Source organism: Microbacterium sp., assembly GCF_031178445.1.
Lineage (GTDB): Bacteria > Actinomycetota > Actinomycetes > Actinomycetales > Microbacteriaceae > Microbacterium.
This window is the reverse complement of sequence record NZ_JAPSIY010000006.1, coordinates 98,683-121,653: the sequence shown is the minus strand read 5'-3', so window position 1 is coordinate 121,653 and position 22,971 is coordinate 98,683. Positions and strand designations below refer to the sequence as shown.

The 22,971-nt window shown below is 68.9% G+C and carries 23 protein-coding genes; 7 read left to right on the top strand and 16 right to left on the bottom strand.

All coding sequences use genetic code 11. The annotated features are described in order from the left end of the window. Both RIN43_RS10400 and RIN43_RS10395 read right to left on the bottom strand, forming a co-directional pair. A complete protein-coding gene (locus RIN43_RS10400; RefSeq protein WP_309128848.1) occupies positions 1-771 on the bottom strand; it encodes a 5-oxoprolinase subunit PxpA in 771 nt (256 codons plus the stop codon). Positions 772-811: 40 nt separating this feature from the next. Beyond that, entirely contained in the window at positions 812-2,089 is a 1,278-nt protein-coding gene (locus RIN43_RS10395; RefSeq protein ID WP_309128847.1) for a divalent metal cation transporter, read from the bottom strand. A 117-nt stretch (positions 2,090-2,206) separates the two neighbouring features. Here RIN43_RS10395 and RIN43_RS10390 point away from each other — a divergent pair, with 117 nt between their 5' ends. Together RIN43_RS10390 and RIN43_RS10385 are read left to right on the top strand one after the other, a co-directional pair. Beyond that, a complete protein-coding gene (locus RIN43_RS10390) occupies positions 2,207-2,845 on the top strand; it encodes a GntR family transcriptional regulator (protein WP_309128846.1) in 639 nt (212 codons plus the stop codon). A 192-nt stretch (positions 2,846-3,037) separates the two neighbouring features. Further along, positions 3,038-3,850 (top strand): M57 family metalloprotease, encoded by an 813-nt coding sequence (locus RIN43_RS10385; protein ID WP_309128845.1) that lies wholly within the window; start codon positions 3,038-3,040, stop codon positions 3,848-3,850. Between the two features lie 134 nt (positions 3,851-3,984). Here RIN43_RS10385 and RIN43_RS10380 read toward each other — a convergent pair whose 3' ends face one another. Together RIN43_RS10380 and RIN43_RS10375 are read right to left on the bottom strand one after the other, a co-directional pair. Then, entirely contained in the window at positions 3,985-4,983 is a 999-nt protein-coding gene (locus RIN43_RS10380) for a LacI family DNA-binding transcriptional regulator (protein WP_309128844.1), read from the bottom strand. Continuing rightward, positions 4,983-6,401, bottom strand: coding sequence for a GH1 family beta-glucosidase (locus RIN43_RS10375; RefSeq protein WP_309128843.1), 1,419 nt, complete (start codon positions 6,399-6,401; stop codon positions 4,983-4,985). Before RIN43_RS10375 ends, RIN43_RS10380 begins: the two co-directional genes overlap by 1 nt. Positions 6,402-6,508: 107 nt before the next feature. Between RIN43_RS10375 and RIN43_RS10370 the strand changes: the two genes are divergently transcribed. Beyond that, the gene (locus RIN43_RS10370) at positions 6,509-7,027 is read left to right on the top strand and encodes an adenine phosphoribosyltransferase (protein ID WP_309128842.1); all 519 of its coding nucleotides are present in this window, start codon (positions 6,509-6,511) and stop codon (positions 7,025-7,027) included. A gap of 6 nt (positions 7,028-7,033) precedes the next feature. Here the strand turns inward: RIN43_RS10370 and RIN43_RS10365 are convergent, their stop codons facing one another. Together RIN43_RS10365 and RIN43_RS10360 are read right to left on the bottom strand one after the other, a co-directional pair. Further along, on the bottom strand, positions 7,034-7,261 hold the full coding sequence (locus RIN43_RS10365; protein ID WP_309128841.1) for a hypothetical protein: 228 nt from the start codon (positions 7,259-7,261) through the stop codon (positions 7,034-7,036). Further along, on the bottom strand, positions 7,261-7,704 hold the full coding sequence (locus RIN43_RS10360; protein ID WP_309128840.1) for a MerR family transcriptional regulator: 444 nt from the start codon (positions 7,702-7,704) through the stop codon (positions 7,261-7,263). Before RIN43_RS10360 ends, RIN43_RS10365 begins: the two co-directional genes overlap by 1 nt. 267 nt (positions 7,705-7,971) lie before the next feature. Here RIN43_RS10360 and purS point away from each other — a divergent pair, with 267 nt between their 5' ends. Further along, on the top strand, positions 7,972-8,220 hold the full coding sequence (gene purS / locus RIN43_RS10355) for a phosphoribosylformylglycinamidine synthase subunit PurS (RefSeq protein WP_309128839.1): 249 nt from the start codon (positions 7,972-7,974) through the stop codon (positions 8,218-8,220). Positions 8,221-8,222: 2 nt separating this feature from the next. Next, positions 8,223-8,924 carry a phosphoribosylformylglycinamidine synthase subunit PurQ gene (gene purQ / locus RIN43_RS10350; RefSeq protein WP_309128938.1) on the top strand — a complete coding sequence of 234 codons (702 nt, stop codon included), beginning with the start codon at positions 8,223-8,225 and terminating at the stop codon, positions 8,922-8,924. 45 nt (positions 8,925-8,969) lie between these two features. Here purQ and RIN43_RS10345 read toward each other — a convergent pair whose 3' ends face one another. Beyond that, complete coding sequence (locus RIN43_RS10345; RefSeq protein WP_309128838.1) at positions 8,970-9,401, bottom strand: DUF1761 domain-containing protein; 432 nt, start codon at positions 9,399-9,401, stop codon at positions 8,970-8,972. Between the two features lie 66 nt (positions 9,402-9,467). On the opposite strand from RIN43_RS10345, the gene RIN43_RS10340 reads away from it, so the two are divergent. Beyond that, the gene (locus RIN43_RS10340) at positions 9,468-9,929 is read left to right on the top strand and encodes a hypothetical protein (RefSeq protein ID WP_309128837.1); all 462 of its coding nucleotides are present in this window, start codon (positions 9,468-9,470) and stop codon (positions 9,927-9,929) included. A gap of 12 nt (positions 9,930-9,941) precedes the next feature. On the opposite strand, the gene RIN43_RS10335 is transcribed toward RIN43_RS10340, so the two are convergent. The 5 genes from RIN43_RS10335 to RIN43_RS10315 are packed head-to-tail and all read right to left on the bottom strand — an operon-like array spanning position 9,942 to position 17,058. Further along, positions 9,942-10,700: an SDR family oxidoreductase gene (locus RIN43_RS10335; protein WP_309128836.1), complete on the bottom strand. Its 759-nt coding sequence runs from the start codon at positions 10,698-10,700 to the stop codon at positions 9,942-9,944. A gap of 34 nt (positions 10,701-10,734) precedes the next feature. Beyond that, positions 10,735-11,976 carry an NAD(+)/NADH kinase gene (locus RIN43_RS10330; RefSeq protein ID WP_309128835.1) on the bottom strand — a complete coding sequence of 414 codons (1,242 nt, stop codon included), beginning with the start codon at positions 11,974-11,976 and terminating at the stop codon, positions 10,735-10,737. Then, positions 11,973-13,589 carry an aminomethyl-transferring glycine dehydrogenase subunit GcvPB gene (gene gcvPB / locus RIN43_RS10325; RefSeq protein ID WP_309128834.1) on the bottom strand — a complete coding sequence of 539 codons (1,617 nt, stop codon included), beginning with the start codon at positions 13,587-13,589 and terminating at the stop codon, positions 11,973-11,975. Before gcvPB ends, RIN43_RS10330 begins: the two co-directional genes overlap by 4 nt. Continuing rightward, on the bottom strand, positions 13,586-14,983 hold the full coding sequence (gene gcvPA, locus RIN43_RS10320; RefSeq protein WP_309128833.1) for an aminomethyl-transferring glycine dehydrogenase subunit GcvPA: 1,398 nt from the start codon (positions 14,981-14,983) through the stop codon (positions 13,586-13,588). Before gcvPA ends, gcvPB begins: the two co-directional genes overlap by 4 nt. Then, complete coding sequence (locus RIN43_RS10315) at positions 14,980-17,058, bottom strand: beta-galactosidase (protein WP_309128832.1); 2,079 nt, start codon at positions 17,056-17,058, stop codon at positions 14,980-14,982. Before RIN43_RS10315 ends, gcvPA begins: the two co-directional genes overlap by 4 nt. Before the next feature lie 125 nt (positions 17,059-17,183). On the opposite strand from RIN43_RS10315, the gene RIN43_RS10310 reads away from it, so the two are divergent. Further along, entirely contained in the window at positions 17,184-17,840 is a 657-nt protein-coding gene (locus RIN43_RS10310; RefSeq protein WP_309128831.1) for a GntR family transcriptional regulator, read from the top strand. 34 nt (positions 17,841-17,874) lie between these two features. Here the strand turns inward: RIN43_RS10310 and RIN43_RS10305 are convergent, their stop codons facing one another. The 4 genes from RIN43_RS10305 to RIN43_RS10290 are packed head-to-tail and all read right to left on the bottom strand — an operon-like array spanning position 17,875 to position 22,772. Further along, entirely contained in the window at positions 17,875-19,554 is a 1,680-nt protein-coding gene (locus RIN43_RS10305; protein ID WP_309128830.1) for a hypothetical protein, read from the bottom strand. Position 19,555: 1 nt separating this feature from the next. Further along, the gene (locus RIN43_RS10300; protein ID WP_309128829.1) at positions 19,556-20,497 is read right to left on the bottom strand and encodes a carbohydrate ABC transporter permease; all 942 of its coding nucleotides are present in this window, start codon (positions 20,495-20,497) and stop codon (positions 19,556-19,558) included. Beyond that, positions 20,494-21,456: a sugar ABC transporter permease gene (locus RIN43_RS10295; RefSeq protein WP_309128828.1), complete on the bottom strand. Its 963-nt coding sequence runs from the start codon at positions 21,454-21,456 to the stop codon at positions 20,494-20,496. The genes RIN43_RS10300 and RIN43_RS10295 overlap by 4 nt, the downstream gene beginning before the upstream one ends. 2 nt (positions 21,457-21,458) lie before the next feature. Continuing rightward, a complete protein-coding gene (locus RIN43_RS10290; RefSeq protein WP_309128827.1) occupies positions 21,459-22,772 on the bottom strand; it encodes a sugar ABC transporter substrate-binding protein in 1,314 nt (437 codons plus the stop codon). Positions 22,773-22,971 lie beyond the last annotated feature (199 nt).

Genomic DNA, 22,971 nt, shown 5'->3' with positions numbered 1-22,971 from the left:
TCAGGCCCCTCGCGTGGCGAACGGCGCGATCGTGACGCCGGCCGCCTGCAGCATCCGCTTGGTCTCGGCTGCCATCGCGATGGCCCCGGCGCTGTCACCGTGCACGCAGATCGACTGCGCCTCGACACGCACGTCCGTGCCGTCGATCGCGCGGATCACCCCGCTCTCGGCGAGGCGCACCATGCGCTCGGCGACTGCTGACGCGTCGTGCAGCACCGCGCCTTCCTGGGTGCGCGAGACCAGCTGCCCGTCGGGCTGATAGGCGCGGTCGGCGAACGCCTCGGCCGCCACCTGCAGACCCGCCCTCTCGGCGACGTCGAGTACGACACCGCCGGCCAGACCAAGCAGTACAAGCTCAGGGTCGATGGCCTTGATCGCCGCCACCACGTCCTTGGCCTGCCGCTCATCACGGGCGATCGTGTTGTAGAGGGCGCCGTGCGGCTTGACGTACGACACCACGCCACCGACCGCGGTGGCAAGCCCCGCGAGAGCACCGAGCTGGTACTCGACGTGCGCCTGCAGGGTCGCCGAGTCGACCTCCACGTTGGTGCGGCCGAAGTTCTCGTAGTCGCGGTAGCCGGGGTGGGCACCGATCACGACGCCGTTGCGCACCGCGGCCCCGAGCGTCTCACGGATGCCCTCGGGGCTGCCCGCGTGGAATCCGCACGACACGTTCGCACTGGTGACGATCTCGAGCATGGCCGCGTCGTCGCCGACGATGCGGTCGGGCGTGTTCTCTCCGAGATCCGAGTTCAGGTCGATGTTCGCCATGTCATGCTCCGTTCGGTATGGGGGTCGTTCTGATCGATTCTCACGCGCCGATGCCGAGGAAGGCGAAGATCGGGCCGACCGAGACGATCCCCATGTACCAGGTGAGAACCGTCACCAGCGTGCCGGCGATGAGGAGCCACAGCGGATACTTCTTCGAGCCGAGCAGATCGCGGCGGAACCAGCCGATGTACATGAACACGGTCAGGCCGATCGGCAGGATCAGGCCGTTGAAGCCGCCCACGAACACCAGGATCGCCGCCGGCGCGGTGCCGATCGACAGGTAGACGATCAGCGAGACGACGATGAAGATCACCGTCGCCCACTGCAGCGACCATCCGCCCAGGAATCGCCTGTGGAACGTGGAGAGGAAGCTCGCTGAGGTGTAGGCGGCGCCGATCACCGAGCTGATGGCCGCGGCCCAGAAGATGGCCCCGAAGATGCGCAGACCGGCCTCGCCGAGCACCGCGCCGAAGGCCTGGCCGGCGGGGTTCGCCGCGTTGGTGGTGAGGTCGAGTGTGACGCCGGATGCCACCACGCCCAGGATGGCGAGGAACAGCACGTAGCGCATGATGCCGGTCACGAAGATGCCGTTCGCGGCCGCGCGCATGACGGGTCCGGCGTGCTCGGGTCCGACGTGACCGGACGCGAGGTAGCGGTGCGCACCCGAGTAGGTGATGTAACCCCCGACGGTTCCGCCGACGATGGTGGTGATGGTCGCGAAGTTGATCGTGTCGGGCACGATGGTCTGACGCAGGGCGTCGCCGACTGGCGGCTGCGCCACGATGGCGACGATGACCGTCATGATGATCATGCCGACACCGAGGACGATGAGCACGATGTCCATCACCGGCCCGGCCTTCTTGATGAGGAAGATGACGATCGCGAGGGCGGCGGTGATCAGGCCGCCGAGCTTGGGGTCGATGCCGAGGAGGGCGTTCAGGCCCAGCCCGCCGCCGGCGATGTTGCCGATGTTGAACGCCAGGCCGCCGATGATCACCAGCACGGCGATCACGTGGCCCGAGAACGGGATGGCGCTGTTCGCGAGCTCGCCGGCGCGTTTGCCCGACGAGGTGATCATGCGCCACACGTTCAGCTGCACGGCGATGTCGATGAGCACGGAGACGAGGATCGCGAACGCGAAGGACGCGCCGAGGGTGGCGGTGAAGGTGGCGGTCTGGGTGATGAAGCCTGGGCCGATGGCACTGGTCGCCATGAGGAAGATGGCGCCGATGACCGCGCTGCGACCCACGCGCTTCTTCGCGGCGGCGAGTCGGGCTTCGTCTTCGGGGGTGACGGATGCAGAGGACTGCTCGGACATGAGGGGAGTTCCCATCGTCGTTGGTGGGGTGTCGGATAACACCGAGTGTAGAACTTAGCAGCAACGATTGTTGAACAATTTCCGAGCACCGCCCGCCGGCTCCCTTACGCTGTACCCATGCCCACCCGCACCCCGCTCGCCGACCTGCTGCGCCAGCGCATCATCGACGGCGACTTCGCCCCAGGGTCGCGGCTTTCGGAGTCCACCCTGGCCGAGCGATTCGAAATCTCGCGCAATACGCTGCGCGAGGCGTTCCGCGTCCTCGCCGAGCAGGGCCTGGTGGAGCACATCCCGCATCGCGGGGTGTCGGTGGCCTCTCCCACCATCGCCGACGTCATCGACATCTATCGTGCGCGCCGGGTGATCGAATGCACCGCGCTGAGGCATTCCGAGCCCGAGCATCCGGCGGTGCACCGCATGCGTGATTCGCTGGCTGACGCCGAGGCGCACCTTCCCGCCGAGGACTGGCACCGGGTGGGCAGTGCGAATATGGCCTTCCACACCGCGATCGTGGCGCTGGCCGACAGTCCGCGTCTGGCCCGCACGTACCGTGACGTTGCCGCAGAGCTGCGCCTGGTCTTTCTCGAGATCGACGATCCGCGCGCGCTGCATGAGCCGTTCGTGCGCAAGAACCGCCTGGTGCTCACCACCCTGCTCGAGTCGGGCCCCGTGACCGCGGCCGACGAGCTCGAGCGCTACCTGATGGCCTCCGAGCGCACAGTCCTCGGCGCGTTCACGCGCATGGGAAAGGCCTAGCGCTTACACCATCGGCGGCCGACACGCCCGGGCGCACCGAACAGGCGCACTGTTCCTTGACAGAGTCCAACAATCGTCGTTACTTTGAGCGAGCTTCGGAGCCAAGGGCGGCGCAAGGAAGCTCGCCCCTCTGATCCGAGGCCCGTTCGCTGACCAGGCGGACGGAATCGCTCAGCCCAGAAGGAGCACTGTATGCGACTCACCAGAACCCTCGCTCTCGCCGCCACCGCGGCGGCCGCGCTCAGCATCGGCGCGGTGATCCCCGCCGCCGGTACGACCTCCGTCAGTCCGGACACCCCGACGTATCAGGAGTTCGCGGCGTCGACATATCGGGACGTCGACGGCAGCTACGTCGTCAACGGCGACGAGGTGATCTCGAACCAGGGCGACCTGCGCGCGTTCTACGAGCAGCTCATCGGACCGGAGACGATCAACGACGGCCTGATCGTCAACACCGTCGGCGGCGTCGACGACAAGTGGTCGACCTCACAGGTCGGCAACCTCACCTACTGCGTCAGCACGAAGTTCGGCGCCCGCCACGACGACGTCGTCAGTGCGATGGCGAGCGGCGCGGCGCTGTGGGAATCCGCATCCTCGAAGATCGACTTCGTGTACGTGAGCGGCGCCGACGGCAACTGCACCACTCGCAACAAGTCGGTGCTGTTCTCGGTCGAGCCGGTGCAGACGACGCAGTACATCGCACGCGCGTTCTTCCCGAGCACCCCTGACCGCCAGCAGAACGTCCTCATCGACGACTCGATCTGGTCCTCTGGCTCCTGGACTCCGACGAACATCATCGGACATGAACTCGGGCACGTTCTCGGCTTCCGCCACGAGCACACGCGCCCCGAGTCGGGCACCTGCTTCGAAGACAACAACTGGCGTCCGCTGACGCCCTACGACTCGTCGTCGATCATGCACTACCCGCAGTGCAACGGCTCGTCGGACGACCTTTCGATGACCAGCGCCGACCGCGCGGGCGTCGTCGCCCTCTACGGCAACTGATTACTCACGTCAGACTCTGTTGGGCCCGGTCGCACTCGACCGGGCCCAACGTTTGCCAGCTGACCGGCCGGCCGGCGATGAGGGGCTCCGGACGACACAGCCGTCCGGAGCCCCTCATCAGGTCACCCCAGGCCTCAGACCCCCGGCGCCGACCTCCGCACCACGAGCTCGGTGGGCAGGATGGTCGTGCCGGCCACCGGTCGGCCGCCCAGCAGGTCGAGCAGGAGGTCGGCGAGCAGCTCCCCCTGGCGGAACATCGGCTGCCGCACGCTGGTGAGCCCCGACGCGGCGGCCAGCGGCGAGTCGTCGAAGCCCACGATGGCGACGTCGTCCGGCACCCGCAGCCCGGCCGCGTGCAGTGCGCCCAGCGCACCGCGCGCCATGAGGTCGCTGGCGGCGAAGATCGCGTCGGGCGGCTCTCGCCGCGTGAGCAGTGCGCGAACCGCATCCGCTCCACCCTGCTCGCTGAAGTCCCCGTCGATCTCACCGGCCGATTCCAGCCCGGCCGCGCGCAGCGCGTCGCGGTAGCCCTCGCGTCGGTCGACGCCCACCGCCATCGTGAGAGGACCGGTGATCGTCGCTATCCGCCGCCTGCCGAGCGCGATGAGGTGCTCCGTGGCGACGCGACCGCCCTGAACGTTGTCGACGTCGACCACATGGTCGTCGACGCGGCCGCGAGTGCGCCGACCGCCGAAGATGACCGGCACGGCGTCGACGATGTGGTCGATGAACGTGTCACTGGTGTGATGCGAGACGATGATCGCGCCGTCGACGCCGCCGTTGCGCACGAAGCGCGTCATCTTGTCGCCGGGGTCGTCGCTGGCGATCAGCAGCGTGAGGACGTGATCCGAGCCGACCAGGCGGGCGTTGACCCCTGCGACGACCGTCGCCAGGAACGGATCGCCGAAGAAGCGGGTGGTGTCCTCGGGGATGATCAGCCCAATGGCGTGCGCCTGCCGGCTCGCCAGCGATCGAGCGGCACGGTTGGGCGAGTAGTCGAGCTCGGCTATCGCCTTCTGCACGGCGGCGAGCGCCTCGGCGCTCACCGCCGTCGAGCCGTTGACGACGCGCGACACGGTCGAGCGCGAGACGCCGGCGAGGGCGGCGACCTCCTCGATCGTGGCGCGGCTCATCAGACCGAGCGCTCGGCGATGATGCGAGCGTACTCCCGGCCGCTCTGCTTCACGGTGCGCCGCTGTGTCTCGTAGTCGACGCGCACGATGCCGAAGCGCTTCGCATAGCCCCACGCCCACTCGTAGTTGTCCATCAGCGACCAGTAGAAGTAGCCGCGTACATCCGCGCCCTGATCGATCGCGTCCAGCGCGGCGGCGACGTGCGCGCGCAGGAACGCGGTGCGCTCGGCATCCGCGACCTCGCCGTCTTCGCCCACGACGTCGTCGTAGGCAGCACCGTTCTCGGTGACGTACAGCGGCACGTCCGGTGCGTAGTCCTCGCCGAGGCGCACGAGCAGGCGGGTGAGCCCCTCGGGCTGCACCTCCCAGTCCATCGCCGTGCGCGGCAGCCCGCGCTCGACCCAGTGGATGCCCTCATGCGACGGGAACGGCGACGCCGTCTCCCGCTCCTGGCCCTCAGTCTGATGGGGGTCACCCTGCCCCTGCTGGGGATGCCCCGACAGCAGCTCGCCGTGGTAGTAGTTGACGCCCAGCGCGTCGAGCGGAGTCGAGATGGCTTCGAGGTCGCCGTCGTGCACCGCGTCCTGCCAGGCCGCCACCGCCTCGGCATCCACGTCTCGGATGTCGCGCACGATGTCGGCCGGATAGCTGCCGCGGAAGATCGGGTCGAGGAACCAGCGGTTGAACTGGCCGTCGATGCGGCGGGCGGCATCCACGTCGACCGGGTCTGCGATGTCGGCGGCTTCGGCGACGGTGAGGTTCAGCGTGATACCGAGGTCCAGCTCCGGCGCGCGCTCGCGCAGCGCCTGCACGGCGCGGCCGTGGGAGAGCAGCAGGTGGTGCGATGCGAGCAGGCCGTCGCGGATGCTGGTGCGCCCCGGCGCGTGCACCCCGGCCGTGTAGGAGAGGAACGACGAGCACCACGGCTCGTTCATCGTCGTCCAGTGCTGCACCCGGTCGCCGAGGGCGTCGTGCACGCTGAGCGCGTAGTCGACGAACCGGTCCACCACGTCGCGGCTCGTCCAGCCGCCCTGCTCCTCGAGCGCCTGCGGCATGTCCCAGTGGTGAAGGGTGAGCCACGGCACGATGCCGGCCGCGAGCAGCTCGTCCACGAGCCGGCTGTAGAAGTCGATCCCCTTCGCGTTGACCGGTCCGCCATCGGGCCGAACCCGCGACCACGATGTCGAGAACCGGTAGGTCTGCAGCCCGAGATCCTTCATGAGAGCCACGTCGTCGCGATAGCGGTGATAGTGGTCGCACGCGACATCGCCGGTCTCGCCGTTGACGACGGCGCCTGGTACCCGGGAGAAGGCGTCCCAGATCGATGCCGTGCGTCCGTCGTCGAAGGCCGCGCCCTCGATCTGATACGCCGCGGTCGCGGTGCCGAACAGGAAATCGTCGGGGAAGGAACGGGTCATGCTCTCATGATGCCATGGCGGCGTGAGAGCGCTCCCATCCAGTCGGCGGATGCTATCGCCCACCCCGCGGCCCGGATGCAGCCGGACGGGTCGGATAGCCTTGGCGGGTGAATCCCGAACTGGCACGTGCCGCCGAGCTGATCCGCTCCGTCCCCGATTACCCCGAGCCCGGCATCCTGTTCCGAGACATCACCCCGCTTCTCGCCGACGCCGCGGCGCTCAAAGCCACCACCGAGGCGCTGATCGAGCCGTTCGCGGGCGCCTTCGACGTGGTGGCGGGCATCGAGGCGCGCGGCTTCATCCTCGCCGGTGCCGCCGCCATCGCCGCCGGAGTCGGCCTGGTGCCCATCCGCAAGGCCGGCAAGCTGCCACGCCCCGCCGCCGGCGTCGACTACAGCCTGGAATACGGCACGGCGACCATCGAGATGCACGACGACCTGCCGGCCGGCACCCGCATCCTGCTGATCGACGACGTGCTCGCCACGGGCGGCACGCTCGCCGCCGGACGACAGCTCGTCGAGCGCCTCGGCCACTCCGTCGCCGGCATCAGCGTGCTGTTCGAGATCGACGGCCTCGGCGGCCGCGACCTGATCGGCGACCTGCACACCGTCTTCCACTCCGCCTGATCCCGCTCACCGCGCGGCGGGCGGCTTCGCGATGTCGGCGGGAGCGTGCCCGCGCTCGATCGCGGATCGTATCGACGCCGCGGCGTGCGCCAAGCTGCTCACCGCCTGCAGCTGCCTGGCACGGGCCTGGACGGCGAGCAGCACCCGCCGTGCGATCTGATCGCGCGAACCCGTCGGACCCAGCGCCGCAATGTTTCGACCCGCCAGCGGCTCGAGAGCATCCGCGTACTCCATCAGCAGGTCGACGTCGTAGTCGAGCCCGACCCTCGATGCCTGCCACAGCGCGTGGGCGAGCGCCCGCTCCGCCGCCCCCGGGTACCGCGCCAGTCGCGCCGGCGCATCAGCTCGTGTGCGCGCTCGCGGAACGGCGCCAGCTCCGGAGCGTCCGCGATATCGGAGGGTGTACCCAGCGCGAACGCCTGACAGGCGTTCATCACCTCGAGCGTGTCGGTGTCCTCTGCATCGATCAGCGAGGTGAGCGCGCGGATGTCGGAAACGGAGGCGCGGAAGTCCTCGCGCATCAGCAGGATCAGCAGTGCCCGGTCGACATGATGCTGGTCGTAGACCGCGGTGGTCTTGTTGCGCAGCTGCCCCGGTGGGAGGATGCCGACACGGATCCAGTGCTTGAGTGTGGACGTGCTCACACCGCTCTGCGCGGCCAGCTCGCTGAGCTTCATGTTCGCCTCCCTGACGTCACGGTCGCGGGTTGGAGAGTGCGCACCACTCTCACTCTCCACGATGCACGTCCCGTCCGATGACTCTAACCTTCTTGTGCAGGGCCCTGCCCTCGTTTCCGGACCTGCGGAGGCGAGGTGTCGAGCGTCATGGGAATCGCTCGATGTGCCCGGACGGGTGCTCGCAGAGGGGGCGGCATCCGTCCGGGCATCACCTCGTCGGCGGGTAGACTTGACACCGAACCCGCCCCGCGACATTCGGAGCCCGCTATGCCCACCATCGTCGTCGACGTCATGCCCAAGGCCGAACTGCTCGACCCGCAGGGGAAGGCCGTCTCGGGCGCCTTCGCCCGACTCGGCGTGGAGGGCTTCAGCCAGGTGCGCATCGGCAAGCGCTTCGAGCTCACCGTCGACGGCGAGGTCACCGACGAGCTGCTCGCCGAGGCCCGGCGCGTGGCCGAGGATGTGCTGTCGAACTCGGTCATCGAGGATGTCGTCGGCGTCGAGGTGGCGGAGTGAGCATCCGCATCGGGGTCATCACCTTCCCCGGCTCGCTCGACGACCGTGACGCGCAGCGCGCCGTCCGCCTCGCGGGCGCCGAACCGGTGGCCCTGTGGCACGGCTCCCACGACCTCGAGGGCGTCGACGCCCTCGTGCTGCCCGGCGGGTTCAGCTATGGCGACTACCTGCGTTCGGGCGCGATCGCCGCGCTTTCGCCGATCATGGCCGAGGTGAAGGATGCCGCCGCATCCGGCATGCCGATCCTCGGCATCTGCAACGGATTCCAGATGCTCGTCGAGGCACACCTGCTGCCCGGCGGCCTGATCCGCAACGACCACCAGCACTTCGTGCGCCGCGACCAGAAGCTCACGGTCGAGAACGCCGACACCGCCTGGACCACCGCCTTCGAGCAGGGGCAGGAGATCGTCATCCCGCTCAAGAACGGCGAGGGCGGCTACATCGCATCCGAGGAGACGCTCGACCGGCTGGAGGGCGAGGGCCTGGTCGCCTTCCGCTACGCCGGCGTCAACCCCAACGGATCGCTGCGCGACATCGCCGGCCTCACCAATGAGCGCGGCAACGTCGTCGGCCTGATGCCGCATCCGGAGCACGCCACCGAGCCGGGGTTCGGCCCTGACACCCGTGCCGCGATGCGCTCCGGCGTCGACGGACTCGGATTCTTCGAGAGCGCTGTCGCCGCGGTCGCACGCGTCGCCGCGTAACGCCACTTCCACTGGCGCTCCCCCGGCGCGGCCGCCCCGCGCGGATCAGATGCCGGCGGGCGGCCAGGCGCCGATGATGATCGCCATCACGAGCGCCGTCACCAGTTCGTGCGCGATGTTCAATGTGGTGAGCCTGGTCGAGCGCCCCTCGAACGCATCATGGGTGATGAACCGGGCCGCGGTGAACCCCGCCCAGAGCGTCACGGCGGTGACGATGGCAGCCCAGAAGTAGGAGCCCTCGTAGAAATGCCAGGCGATGGATGTCGCCCCGGCGAGCACCCAGGCCGTGATGAAGCTGACGATCACCGTCGTGATGATCGGCATCACCGCGCTCGAGCCGGGTCGGTCCATGTCGACGTTCGCGAGCTTCGCCCACCGCGTGCCGAAGACCTTAGGGGAGTACCAGATGGTGCCGACGACCATGGTCGACGCCATCGCGAGCAGCACGGCCCAGTAGTTGATCTCGGGAATCGTCATGATGCCTCCTCAGTCGGATGCGGTCAGACTACTCCCAGGTGGATCCTCAGCCGCCAGAATGATCAGATGACCGCATCCGACGAGCATCTGCTGGGACCGGGGCTTCTGCCGACGCCCTTCACGGCGGCCGAGATCAGGGCGGCCAGCCGCGGTGGAAAGACCATCCACCTGCTCGTCGAGTCGCCCGACGGCACGAGCTTCGAGCGAGTGAACCGCTTTCGCGACGGTGACGACGACGGCGCCACCCTCGAGCAATGGACGACGGATGCTCCCGCCGCGGTGACCTCGCGTCGAGTGACGTGGCGCGAGCTGCAGAAGCACGCAGCCTTCCCGGCCGACGCCACGCGCATGTCGACCGAGGTGCTCGATCTGCCACTGGGCCGACTCGAATGCCTGCGCTACGACAGGCAGGCAGCCGAGGGCGAACCGCCGGCGACGTTCTGGTTCGCCCTCGCCCACCCCGGCATGCCGGTGCGGTTCGAAGCGGGCGGGCAGCGCACGACCGTGCTCAGCATCCGCGCGGACTGAGTGCTGGCGCGATCATGCGATGCCGCCGCCGTCGACCACGAGCGCCGATCCGGTGACGTACGAGGCGTCATCACTGGCGAGCCACACCACCGCCGCTGCGACCTCGCTCGGCTGGCCCATTCGGTTCAGCGGGCGATCCGCGGCCTCGGCGAGGAAGCCCGCCTGATCTTGACCGAGCTGGCGGGCCTCGTCGCGCAGCATCCCGGTGTCGACGTCGCCCGGGTTGACGGAGTTCACACGGATGCCGTCGGGGCCGTGATCGATCGCCAGCGCGCGGGTCATGTTCACCACGGCGCCCTTCGAGGCGCAGTACGAGATCGCCTGGCCGCCGCCCTTGAGTCCCCAGCCCGAGCCGGTGTTGACGATGGAGCCGCCGCCGGCCGCCTTCATGATCGGCACGACGTGCTTGCACATCAGGAAGATGGCGCGCACGTTCACGCCGAACACGTGGTCCCACTCCTCGACGGTGGTCTCGACGGCGGTGGTGCGGCGGATGATGCCTGCGTTGTTGAACACCACGTCGATGCCGCCGAACGCCTCGTTCGCGGTGGTCACCACGCGGACGATGTCGTCCTCGCTGGAGACGTCGGCACCGATGGCGATGGCGGTGCCGCCGGCTGCGCGGATCTCCTCCGCGACGGCCTCGGCAGCATCCGCGTTCAGGTCGACGACGGCGACCGAGGCACCCTCGGCGGCGAAGGCGAGCGACGTGGCGCGGCCGATGCCGCCGGCGCCACCGGTGACGATGGCCTTCTTGTTCTCGAGACGCATGGGGTTCCTTTCGAGTATGGACTTTCGGGCCGGCTCAGGCCGGCTGGAGGTCGGGAGCGGCGACCGCGTACAAGCTGGTCGTGCCGGCCCCGGTGACGATGCGGGCGTGACCGGACAGGCGGGCATCGATCTCGGCGTCGCCGGTCTCGACGATGAGCGGCCTGCCCCGCAGGTCGATGAGCTTCTGCTCTGGCGCGACGACCATCAGCGGGTCGTCTCCGAGCGCTCGAATGACGGATGCTGACAGCTGCTGGTTGCCCCGGCCCAGCAGAAAGCCCTGACCGCCGATCACGGTGACCACAGCCTGCGCAGGCCCCTTGGCGACCTCGTCGAGCAGCTGCTGCTCGCTCGCCGAGGCGATCACCTGGTGCCCATCGAGAATCACATCGACCCCGAGTGGCGACTTGTGGACGCCGAGCTGCCGTGCGACCTCGGCGGTGGTGCTTCCGGGCCCGAGGAGGTAACGGACGCCGGACAGCATGCGCCTGACGGCTCCCCTGGCCGCTGCCTCGACCGCAGCAGCTTCGGAGGAGGGAGTCGCCGACTTGCGCGACTGCGTACGCCCGAGGCGCACCGGCACGCGCAGCATCGCGAACAGGACGGGATCGACCCGGGCATGGCGCATCGCCGCTTCGTCGATATCGAGCACCTCCCGTTCGGCTGTCGGCAGCCCGCCGCCGAGCCACTCCGCGGCGAGCGCCCCCGCGGCACGAGGACTGACCGCGAACACCGGCGAATACATCTTCACGCCCGACGGAATGCCGAGCACCGCCGGCATCCCGTCTTCGGCGAGTCCCGCCGCGGCATCCCGCAGCGTGCCGTCCCCTCCGGCTACGAGGATCAGCGTGGCGCCGGCTGCCGCGACGGCGGCGACGGCGGCCGAGGTGTCCGCCGCCTCCGTCGGCCTGTCATTGAGAACAGGAGACTCACCCGGCACAGGACGATCCAGACGGAATCGTCCTGTGCTCGGCGAACCTCCTGCGTTCGGTGACGGTTCCGAGGGCGAACGGATCGCCCCGGATGCCGGCGTCCACGCTACCCGGGCCTCCAGACCGGCGGCCGTCACAGCATCGGCGCCCATGGGACCGGCCGCCGTGAGGACCACGGCGGCCGGATGCCGCGCCGCCAGCACCTGCAGCGCCGCGGTCGTCCTCTCCTGCACGCGCGCGCGCGCGCCGCGCGAGGCCGCGAGAGCCTGCACGTCGGCGCCGTCGGAGCCGGCGAGGCCCGCGGGCCCGCCGACTCCGGCGAAAGGATTGACGACCAGTCCGATCACGAGGCCGCGGCCTCCTCGAGCACGCGAGGCTGCACGTCGTCGGCGGGCACCTCGCCGAAGTACTTGCGGCGGTAGGCGCGCCAGGTGATGGCCCAGCGCTCGGGGTCGTCGAGGTCATCGTGGTGGGTGTGGTGGACCGTCTGGTTGTGCGGAGCCGTGCGGACGAGCTCAGGGTTGTCCCTCGCCTCCTGCGCCACGGCGGCGAGAGCGGTGACGTACTCGTCGATCTCGGCCTTGGAGTAGCACTCGGTGGGCTCCAGCGTGAACGGCTGCGGCACGACGTACGGGTGGTGGCTGGTCCAGTAGTGGAAGCCGTAGTCCGCCATGCGGATGCCGATCTCCTCCGACGAGATGCCGGTCTCCTCGAACAGCTCCTGCCACGAGTACCGCACCTGCTCGATGCGGCGTCGCCCGCTGGCGTACGGCGCGGAGGCGCCCGGGATGTCAAGCACCTTCTTGAGCAGGTAGTTGTTGTTCAGCACCGCGATCTGGGAGGCGGTGAGCAGCCCCTCGGCGCCGAGCGCCATGATCCAGGCGTAGGCGCGGACCACGTGCAGGATCACGCCGTGCGAGGGCGCGACGTGCCCAATCGACAGCTCTCCGGGCTCACGCGCCACGAAGCGGCCGTCGATCGGCTCCACGCGCGGGCCGGGCAGGAACGGTGCGAGCTCGGCGGTCACGGCGTTGGCTGCGGCCCCGGGGCCCCCGCTGCCGTGCGGTGCGGAGAAGGTCTTGTGCAGGTTGAACTGGCACACGTCGAATCCGGCCTCGCGGGCGCGGGTGATGCCGAGGATGCCGGCGGCGTTCGCCTGGTCGTACGAGGCGAGGGCGCCGACCGCGTGCGCGGCGTCCACCCACTCCTTGATGACCGGGTTGTAGATGCCGGTGTCCTCAGGGTTGGTGACCATGATCGCGGCGGTGCGCTCGGACAGCGCGGCCTTGAGCGCCGCCAGGTCGGGGTAGCCGTCGGCATCCGGGTAGACGGTCACGACCTTGTATCCGGCCACCTTCGCCGCTGCCGCGTTCGACGGGTGGCTGAAGATGGTCGTGATCACCTCGTCACGCTGGTCGCCCTCACCGCGCGACTCGTGATACGCCCGGATCATCGCGATGTTCGTCCAGATGCCGGCCGAGCCGCCGGGCGACGCGAGCGAGACGGCGTCCATGCCGGAGATCTCGGCCATCAGCCCCTCCAGTCTCCAGATCATCTCCAGCGCGCCCTGCGTGTCGGCGGGGTCCTGGGCAGGATGCAGCGCGCGCAGCTGCGGCACCTCGATGAGCTGGTCGTTGATCTTCGGCGAGTACTTGATCGTGCAGGTGCCCTGGCCGATGTCGACGTTCAGGTCGGAGCCGAGGTTCTCCTGCGAGAGGCGCAGGTAGTGCTTGAGCACCCGCATCTGCGCGATCTCGGGCAGTGCGGGCGGCTGTGGCCGGCGCATCCCCTCGGGAAGAGACGTCACGACGTCGCCGACGGCCTCGCGCACCACCGGCTCGACGACGGGCACGGCGATGCCGCGCTCGCCCGGGGTGGACAGCTCGAAGACGATCGGCTCGTTCCAGCTGGCCTGGTGGAAACGGCGCGGGCCGGATGCGGGTGCGATGGGGAGGCTCACTTCGACTCCTTTGTAATGCCGGCGGTGCCGGTGGTTCCGGCGACGGTGTGGGCGACCGCCTCGGCGAGACGGTCGATGTCGGATGCCGAGGTGGTGTCGGTGACGCACACCAGCAGCGTCCGCGCGCCGACGACGATGCCAGGCTCGATGCCCTGCGACCGCAGCGCCGCGACCAGTTCGTCGGCGCCGATGCCCGAGAGGCGCACGGTGAACTCGCGCAGGTGCAGCGCGTCGTCGCCGAGCTCGACACCGGGGATCGCCGCAAGCTTCTGCTGGGCGTAGCGGGTGCGAGCGAGCAGCAGCTCGCCGAGCTCCGCCATGCCGGCCGGGCCCATCAGCGAGAGGTAGACGCCGGCGGCGATGCCCCAGAGGGCGGCGGCCGTGCCGACCCACTCCTTGCCCTCCTCGCGGTGGGCGAAGGAGGTACGGTCGTAGGCGACGTCGCCGAACCCGTACTCGCCGGGCACGTCGGTCGATTCCAGTCCGAACAGGCGCGAGGGCATCTCCATCACGAACCGTGGGTCGTCGTGCACGGCGATGAAGCCCGCGTGCGCGCCGCCGAACCACTGGTGCAGGCCCAGCGACTGGATGTCGCCGGTGACGACGTCAGCGCCCTGAAGAGCGGGGGGCGTGAGGATCCCGTATCCGATCGGATCCGTGCCGACGACGACCACCGCGCCCGACGCATGCGCGGCCTCGGCGATCTCGGCGATGCGGGTCTCCACGGCGCCGGTTGCACTCGGCGTCTCGATCCAGACGGCGGCCACGTCGGCGTCGAGCCTGTCGCGCACCGCCTCGGCATCGGCGGTGCCGCGGACGGGGGCGATCCAGTCGATCTCGAGATCCGTGCGCAAATAGTCGTGAACCTTCGAGCGCTTCTCGGGCAGCACGTCGCTGACGGCGAGCACGCGACGGCGGCCGGTCAGGCGGCCGGCCATCGCGAGGCCGGTGGCGGTGGCCTGGTACCCGTCGTAGGTGGGCACGTTGACGACGTCCATCGCGAGCAGCTCGGCCATCAGCGACTGGTACTCGAACAGCGCCTGGAACCGCCCGTGATCCTCATAGGGCTCGCCGGCGTAGGCGGTGAGGAACTCGCTGCGGCGGATCACCTCGTCGACGACCGCGGGGACGTGATGGTTGTAGGTGCCGCCGCCGAGAAAGCTCAGCCGCTCCTCGGTGGTGCGGTTCTTGGCGAGGATGCCGCGCACGTGGCGTGCGAGGTCGTGCTCGGCCGGCAGCGCCTCCGGCAGGTCGAGGGCACGGCGCAGGCGCAGCTCCTCGGGAACATCGGCGTAGAAGTCCTCGACGGACTCCGCGCCGACCTCGGCGAGCATCGTCGCCCGCGATCCGGGCGCCGTGTTCGGGATGTACGGATGCACGAACGGCTGCGTCATGCTGTCTCCTTGACGGGGTTGATGGTGACGAACGGGACGGATGCCGCGCGCGGCGACGCGACGACGGCGACGCCGTAGGCGCCGAGCTCGACGACGCCCGCGGAATCGGCTCCGGTGAGAAGGTCGACGCCGGGCGCCGGCAGCGTGAACGCGACCGACGAGGCGCCGTGGTTGAGGAGGAACGTGTAGTCGGTGGTGTCGTCAGCGCGGGTGACCGCCTCGGCGTCGACGTTCACGTCATCGCGGGCGGGCAGACCGCACGCGCGCAGGACGTCACGGAACATCGTCAGCATCCCCTCCGGCTGCAGGATCGCGCTGACGTACCAGGCCGAGCCGGCGCCGACGGTGCGGCGGGTGACGGCGGGCAGGCCGTCGAGCACGCCCGTGGCGTAGGCGCCGCGCACCTCGACGTCGGCATCCGCTTCGATCCACTCCGCCCAGTGCAGCACCTCGAGGCTGTCTCCGCCGTACGCGAGACGCTCGGCGAGACCGTCGGCGATCGGCCACTGCTCGTCGATCTCGACGCCGAGGATGTCGCGCAGCGGACCGGGCGCCCCGCCGTCGTGCACCTTCTCGGTGGCGTCGACCACACCCGAGAACGGGCCGACCACGAGATGACCGCCGCTCTCGACGAAGGCGCGCAGGGCTTCGGCCTGCGGGGTCTCTGCGATGTAGAGGTTCGGCACGACGACCACGTCGTACTTCTCGAACGGGCCAGTGGCGCGCACGGTGTCGACGGGGTGGCCGAGCGCGTAGAGCGCCCGATGCCAGGCGCGGGCCTGCTGCGCCCACTGCAGTCGCTGCGAAGGCAGCGACTCGATCGCGCTGGAACCCCACCACGAGTCCCAGTCGATGACCAGCGCGACACGCGAGCGCACCCGGGTGCCGCGCACCGGCTCGAGCCGCTTCAGTTCGTTGCCGAGCGCCTTGGTCTCCTGGAAGCTGCGCGACTTCTCGCCGCGATGGCCGAGCATCGACGAGTGGAACTTCTCCTGGCCGTACTTGGCCTGGCGCCACTGGAAGAACATCACGGCATCCGACCCGTGCGCGACGGCCTGCAGGCTCTCCACGCGGATCTTGCCCGGCGCCTTGGGCACGTTCACGTCGCGCCAGCTCGTGGCGCTGGCCGACGACTCGAGCAGCAGCCACGGTCGCCCGCCCTTGAGCGAGCGCATCAGCCCGTAGTTCAGCGCGGCGCCGACGTGCGAGGTCGGGTCGGCCGGCTCCGGATAGGCGTCGTCGGTGACGACGTCCTCGACCGCGGCGAAGTCCCAATAGTCCAGGTCTCGGAACATGCTCATGAAGTTCGTCGTGACCGCGATGTCGGGGGTGATCTCGCGCAGCACATCGATCTCGATCCGGAACAGCTCGAGCATCGCGTCGGACGAGAAGCGCTCGAAGTCGAGCAGCTGCGTCGGGTTCACCGGACCGGGCGCCTTGCGCGGCGTCTCGATGTGATTCCAGGAGGTGTAGCGCTGGCCCCAGACGTTGACACCCCACGCCTCGTTGAGCCCGTCGAGGTCTCCGTAGCGATCCTGCAACCAGCGTCGGAAGTGCTCAGCAGTGACGGGGCACCAGCACCGAGAGACGTGATCGCCGTATTCGTTCGAGATGTGCCACATGGCCAGGCCCGGGTGCTCGCCATAGCGCTCGGCCATCGCACGGGTCATGCGGGCGACGTTCTCGCGCCAGACGGGCGAGGACGGGCAGTAGGTCTGCCTCGAGCCGAACTCGAGGCGGTGCCCTTCGGAGTCCCACGGCGCCATCTCCGGGTGCGCACGCAGCAGCCACGAGGGCGGGGTGGCGGTGGCGGTGGCGAGATCGATGCGGATGCCGGCTTCGTGCAGCAGATCGAGGATGCGGTCGAGCCAGCCCCAGTCGTAGACGCCGGGCTCGGGCTCGAGCTGCGGCCAGCTGAAGATCGGCAGGCTCACCATGGTGATGCCGGCCTCCTTCATGAGGCGGATGTCCTCGTGCCAGGTCTCCTCCGGCCACTGGTCGGGGTTGTAGTCGCCGCCGAAGGCGAGCGCATCGATGCGGACCGGACGGATGTGCTCGTCGTCGAGCTGATTCACGAGGATTCCTCTCTGCGTCTTGTGCAGCGATGCGCTGTTCAATGTATTCTGTATACAGCCAGCGTAGGATGTAATGCGTGCTGCGGTCAAGCTCTAAGCTGACCGCACAAGTCGAAGGGACGAAGATGGCGATCGAGCGCAAGAACCTCCGCTCGCAGGTGCGGGAGGAGTTGCTCAGCCGCATGCGCAACGGGCTCGTGAAGCCTGGCGAGAGCATCAACGAGGTGCAGCTCGCCACCGAGCTCGGCGTCAGCCGCACGCCCCTGCGCGAGGCGCTGATCGCCCTCGAGTCCGAAGGACAGATCACCAGTGAGAACGGCAAAGGGTTCCGCTTCGTCCCGCTCAGCGCCGGGGAGTTCGAGGACCTCGCCCCGGTCATGGCCGCTCTCGAGAGCCTCGCCTTGGAGCTCAGCTCCCTCGACGAACTCCGGAAGGTCGGCGAGCGCCTGGTCGAGCTGGCCGACTCCTTCACCGACGAGCTGGTGGAGCACCGGCTCGTCATCACCCGTGACGACGAATGGCACGCCGTGATGCTCTCGGTCTGCCCCAACAAGCGCCTGCTCGACGTGATCGAGAGTGTCCGGGGGTCGTTCCACCGCTACGAGTCGCTGCTCGTCGCGGAGGACGTCAAGGTCGAGCGTGTCGCAGCCGAGCACGCCGCGATCGCGCGCCACCTCGCGGCGGGCGATGTGCCCGCGGCCATCGAGGCGCTCAAACTGAACTGGATGCACGGCATGCGCCGCATCCTCGATAACTCCTCGAGCGCCTACTTCAGCGCCTGACTGCCGGATCTCGACGCGGGACCGCCCTCCCCGGTCAGGTCAGCACGACGGCGAGGTCGATGAACAGCGCGGCCGACCAGCCGAAGGCGGTGGTGGCGCGCTCGGCCTTCAGCCCGGTGAACGGGTTGTAATATTCGTGCGGTCCGCCGCCGTGCACGACCAGCCGCACGGTCTGCTCGCGCAGCTCGCGCGCCCGCTCCGGATAGCCCGATGCCTCGAGGCCCTCGGCGACCAGCGCGCTGGTGTTGATCCAGATCGGTCCGCGCCACATCCGCTCCGGCGAGAAGTCGGGGTCGGATGCCGCGACGGTGGGCAGTCCCCACTCCAGCGCGAAGCGCGCAGGGTCGTCGATCGCGTCGCGCAACGCCGACCGGATGCCGTCGGGCAGTGAGCCCGTGCGCAGCGGCATGAGTCCGACGACCGTGTCGGAGAGGATCTCCTCCCCCGCGCCGCGGGCCACGTACCGCCTGCGCTCGGCATCCCACATCTCGTCGAGCAGGCGCTGGGTGCGCTCGGCGCGTGCGAAGAACCGCTCGGTCTCGGCATCCGGCTCGTACCGGCCCAGCAGTGCCCCGATCTCACGGTCCTGACAGACCAGGTACGACCCCAGATCGGGTGCGGCGGTCGGGATCGGCCCGTCGAAGATCGGGCTGTCGTCGAGCCCGGACGAGTACGGGTGCCCGTACTCCGGCATCCCGTCGCCGTCGAGGTCGGAGCCCGAGAACCACCAGTCCTGCGACCGGATCACGCGAGCCAACTGCGACCGTGCCCACTCGGGGGCGTCCTCGACTTCGAGCACCTTGCGCAAGGCCCAGGCCGCGAGCGGCGGCTTGGTCAGCGGCACCGGCTTCGAGGGGTCGGCGATCTGCGAGCCCGCGCGGCGCAGGTTCGCCCGGTCGCTCTCGGGCAGGTCGTCGCTGGACGCGAGGATCCCCTCCTCGTGGACGACATCGGGCAGCTGCCCGTCGGCGCTCGGGAACCGGAAGGCGATCTCGAGCTGCTCGCGGGCGAGCTCAGGGTCGCCGTGCCGGAGCCCCACTGCAATGAAGTAGGCGTCCCACTGCCACAGTCCGACGTAGCCGATCTTCGACGGCACGACCGCTCGGGCGTCGCCCAGCGAGGGCAGTTCGACGATGTTGGCGCCCAGCACCCACCAGCAGAACGCGGCCATCTGCTGCAGGTCGTCGCGCACCCGCGGGCACTTCGCGAGCCAGTCCGACCATAGCGCCTCGGTCGCGGCGAGCGCCGCGGCGTGATCGCCGGACTCGACCGACACGGAGCGGTCGGGAGCCACGGCGATGCGGATGCCGGTATCGAGCGGATGCTCCTTGACGCGGCCGTCCGGAAGCGTGAGACGCACCCGCGTTCCCGGCGTCCCGCCGAGGCTCAGCGTCGAAGGGTCGGCGAACGTGAGGGTCGCCTCGTCGGGTTGTCCTCCCTCGTGGAGGAGTGCGGCTGACGGGCCGCCGAAGCGCACTCGCCCCGGCAGCACGTCGGCCAACGCCAACACGGCGCCCGAAGCATCCGTCACCACGATCGAATCGAGCACCCGGCACGCCGACAGCCGCTTCTCGTACTCCGAGGTGTGCACGCGCACGCCCTCGCCGTCCTCCGAGCGGAACACGAGCACGCGCGAACGCGGCAGCGTGAACGGGGCGGTAACGAGGTCGAGGTGACGCCCGGCGAGGGCGGCCAGGGCCGCGGCATCCTTCATCTCATCGTCCTCCGAGGCCGGATGCCGCCATGCTGTTCAGGATCTTGCGCTGGCCGATCATGAACACGATCAGCATCGGCACCGTGGCTATCGCGGATGCCGCCATCACCAGGCCGTAGTTGATCGACCCGTGCTGGCTCTCGAACGAGGTCAGCAGCAGGGGCACGGTGAACAACTCGGGCGAGTTCAGCAGCACCAGCGGGAACAGGAACGCGTTCCACACGCCCAGTGCGGTGATGATCGCCAGGGCCGCGAGACCAGGGCGCAGGTTGGGCAGCACGATGCTGAAGAAGATGCGCAGTCGTCCTGCGCCGTCGACCAGGGCCGCCTCCTCGAGTTCCTTCGGCAGCGACAGCACGAACTGGCGCATCAGGAACACAGCGAACGGGTTGGCGATCATGCCCGGCACGATCAGGGCGAGATGCGAGTCCACCCAGCCGAGGTTCGACATCAGCAGGTAGAACGGGATGAGCGTCACCTGCGCGGGGATCATTTGCGTGGCGAGGAACACGATGAACAGCACCCGGCTGCCACGGAAGCGGATGCGCGCGAACGCGTATCCGGCCATCGACGCCGTGATGAGGGTGCCGACCACGACAAGCGCCGTGATGTACGCGCTGTTCAGATACGCCTGACCGAACGGGACCGCGTTCCACGCCTCGGCGTAGTTGTCGACCGTCCACGGGTTCGGCAGGAACTCCAGCGGGTTCTGCAGCAGCTGCGGCAGCATCTTCAGCGACGTCAGCAACATCCAGATGAATGGGAAGACCATCGAGATACCGGCCAGGATGAGCACGAGGTGGAGCACCACTGGGCCGGTGCGGCGGCTTCCCGCGCCGCGGTCGCGACGTGGTGTGGTGCCAGGAGCGACGATCGCGATCGTCGAATCGGTTGGCGGGGCCTCGCGCCCGTCGATCTGTCGGGGTGTCGTGACGCCGGTCATGCGGGATCATCCTCGTAGTGCACGAACTTCTTCTGGGCAGCGAACTGGATCGCCGTGATCACGAGCGTCAGCGCCAGCAGGATGATGCTCGCGGCGCTGGACGGACCGAATTCGAAGCGCCCGAAGCCGAGGTCGTAGATGTGGTACACGATGGTTCGCGTGGCGTGGTCGGGGCCGCCTCCCGAGACCAGCACGTAGACGATGTCGAAGGTCTGCAGCGAGGAGATGAACGCGATGACCGACGAGAAGAACACGATCGGCGACAGCAGCGGCAGGCGGATGCTGAGCAGTAGCCGCACCGCGCCGGCGCCGTCGATGCGGGCGGCCTCGATCACCGATGGCGAGATGTTCTGCAGCCCGGCGAGGAAGATGACGACGTTGAGGCCCAGCGACGACCAGATCGTGACGATGCAGACCGCGAGGAGAGCCAGTCTCGGGTCCTGCAGCCAGTTCGGCGGCTCGATGCCGAAGATCCTGGCGATGGTAGTGGAGAGCACGCCGTCAACACGGAACATCTGCTGCCAGATCATCGCGATCGCGACGGTCGCCGTGACAACGGGCGAGAAGAACAGCACTAGGTAGAGCGCGCGGGTCTTCAGCCGTTCGAGCGCAACAGCGACGACGACGGCGAGGCCGAGGCCGATCGGCACGGTGACGAGCGCGATCAGCAGCGTGTTCAGGATCGCGCGGCCGAGCAGCGGATCCTGCAGCTGGTCGGCGAAGTTGTCGACGCCGACCCAGGTCAGCTCGCCGAGGCCGTCCCAGTCCGCGAAGGCGAGCACGAGGCTGGCCACGAACGGGAGGACCACGAAGAGTCCCATCCCGATCAGCTGGGGGCCGACGAAGACGTAGCCCCACAGTCGATCGCGGCGGCGCCAGGCCGCCTCCTTGCGCAGGGGCGGGACGGATGCCGCAGGCTGGGCCTGCGACATCCGCTCCGCCTCGGTGAGCTGACTCACTCTTACTTCTCCGACCGTTCCTCGACCAGCTTCGCGATGGTGTCCAGCGTCTGCTGCGCGTCGGCCTTGCCCTCGTACAGCTTCTGGAACTCCTCGCTGATGGCGACGGGGAGTCCGGGCACGCGCGCCTCGGCCGGGTAGTCCTCGAATCCGATGTCGCGCATGTCGAGGAAGGTCTGCGCGTGGGCCGGGTAGCCGTCCTCGAGCACGACCTCGTCGGCGCCCTTGATCGACGGCACGGCGTTGCCGCCGCCCCTCAGGCGGAAGATCTGCCCTTCTGCGGAGAGAAACTCCGTCCAGAAGGTGAACGCGGCATCCTTGACCTTGGTCTTGCCGTTGATCGCGAGGAAGCTCGTCGCCACGCCGGTCGGGGCCGGCTCGCCGTCGGGCGTGGGCCAGCGCACGATGTCGTACGACTCCTCGACGCCAGCCGACTTCACGCTGCCGATCGTGTAACGACCCTGCACGAAGAAGCCGGCCTTGTGGGTGACGAAGACGCTGTCGGCGCCAGCGCCGTCGGGCAGGGTGTCGGCGACGACGAAGGTGCCGTCGGCGAACAGGTCGCCCAGCTGCTGCACCGACTCGACCGTGGCGGCATCCTTGTTCGCGACGAAGGCCCCGCCGTCGTCGTACGGGGCGTCGAGGCCCTGCGACGACAGCCAGCTCCAGTGCGTGGCCCAGTAGTTCCAGAACATCGAGCCGGTCAGTTTCGCATCGTGCAGCTTGGCGTTCATCTCGAGGAACTTCTCCGTGGTCCACTCGCCGTTCTCGGCCAGGGTCGCCGGGTCCTCGGTGATGCCGGCCGTCTTCAGCGCCTCCTTGTCGTACCAGAGCACGTCGGGGTTGGAGTCGTTGGGGGCGGCGTAGATCTCGTCGTCCTTCTCGGCCGCGCCGAACAGGCCGGGGTAGAAGTCGTCGTGCTTGGTCTTGCTCTCCTTCGAGTCCATCAGCTCCTTGAGCGGCATCAGCCGGTTAGAGTCGACGAACTGGCCGATCATGTCGTCGCCCACGTAGAACACGTCAGGCGCGGTGTTGCTGGTGAGCTGGGCGAGCAGCTTGGAGTGGTAGTCGCCGTAGCCGGCCACCGGCTGGAACTTCACCTTGATGTCCGGGTGCCGCTTCATGAAGTCCTCATTGAACTCCTTGTAGCGGGTGAGTTCATCGGCGCTTCCCCAGGTCGACCACACGATGGTGGCATTGCCGTCCGCGTCGAGACCGCCTCCTCCCCCTCCACTGCCGCTGCACGCGGCGAGCCCGAGGGTGAGTGCGCCGACGGCGACGCCGGCGAGGTACTTCCGATTGCTGGAGCGGGACATTCCGCAACCTCTTTCGTCGTTGGAAGAGCCGGTGTTCCGGCGCGGGTTTCTGATTCGTATTCTGTATACAAAACGCAGGCATGTCAACACCGCCTCGAGATGGCGGGGTTTCTCCAGGCACTCCCGGCCACGACGGTAGGGTCGAGACGTGAGCCTGCTCGTCACCGTACCCACCGACCGCCTCGCCGCGAACCTGGGT

Excerpts from the sequence above, each read along its gene's own strand:
- RIN43_RS10400 (WP_309128848.1), bottom strand. The coding sequence starts at position 771 with ATGGCGAACATCGACCTGAACTCGGATCTCGGAGAGAACACGCCCGAC.
- RIN43_RS10395 (WP_309128847.1), bottom strand. The coding sequence starts at position 2,089 with ATGTCCGAGCAGTCCTCTGCATCCGTCACCCCCGAAGACGAAGCCCGA.
- RIN43_RS10390 (WP_309128846.1), top strand. The coding sequence starts at position 2,207 with ATGCCCACCCGCACCCCGCTCGCCGACCTGCTGCGCCAGCGCATCATC.
- RIN43_RS10385 (WP_309128845.1), top strand. The coding sequence starts at position 3,038 with ATGCGACTCACCAGAACCCTCGCTCTCGCCGCCACCGCGGCGGCCGCG.
- RIN43_RS10380 (WP_309128844.1), bottom strand. The coding sequence starts at position 4,983 with ATGAGCCGCGCCACGATCGAGGAGGTCGCCGCCCTCGCCGGCGTCTCG.
- RIN43_RS10375 (WP_309128843.1), bottom strand. The coding sequence starts at position 6,401 with ATGACCCGTTCCTTCCCCGACGATTTCCTGTTCGGCACCGCGACCGCG.
- RIN43_RS10365 (WP_309128841.1), bottom strand. The coding sequence starts at position 7,261 with ATGGAGTACGCGGATGCTCTCGAGCCGCTGGCGGGTCGAAACATTGCG.
- RIN43_RS10360 (WP_309128840.1), bottom strand. The coding sequence starts at position 7,704 with ATGAAGCTCAGCGAGCTGGCCGCGCAGAGCGGTGTGAGCACGTCCACA.
- purS (WP_309128839.1), top strand. The coding sequence starts at position 7,972 with ATGCCCACCATCGTCGTCGACGTCATGCCCAAGGCCGAACTGCTCGAC.
- RIN43_RS10345 (WP_309128838.1), bottom strand. The coding sequence starts at position 9,401 with ATGACGATTCCCGAGATCAACTACTGGGCCGTGCTGCTCGCGATGGCG.
- RIN43_RS10340 (WP_309128837.1), top strand. The coding sequence starts at position 9,468 with ATGACCGCATCCGACGAGCATCTGCTGGGACCGGGGCTTCTGCCGACG.
- RIN43_RS10335 (WP_309128836.1), bottom strand. The coding sequence starts at position 10,700 with ATGCGTCTCGAGAACAAGAAGGCCATCGTCACCGGTGGCGCCGGCGGC.
- gcvPA (WP_309128833.1), bottom strand. The coding sequence starts at position 14,983 with ATGACGCAGCCGTTCGTGCATCCGTACATCCCGAACACGGCGCCCGGA.
- RIN43_RS10310 (WP_309128831.1), top strand. The coding sequence starts at position 17,184 with ATGGCGATCGAGCGCAAGAACCTCCGCTCGCAGGTGCGGGAGGAGTTG.
- RIN43_RS10305 (WP_309128830.1), bottom strand. The coding sequence starts at position 19,554 with ATGAAGGATGCCGCGGCCCTGGCCGCCCTCGCCGGGCGTCACCTCGAC.
- RIN43_RS10300 (WP_309128829.1), bottom strand. The coding sequence starts at position 20,497 with ATGACCGGCGTCACGACACCCCGACAGATCGACGGGCGCGAGGCCCCG.
- RIN43_RS10290 (WP_309128827.1), bottom strand. The coding sequence starts at position 22,772 with ATGTCCCGCTCCAGCAATCGGAAGTACCTCGCCGGCGTCGCCGTCGGC.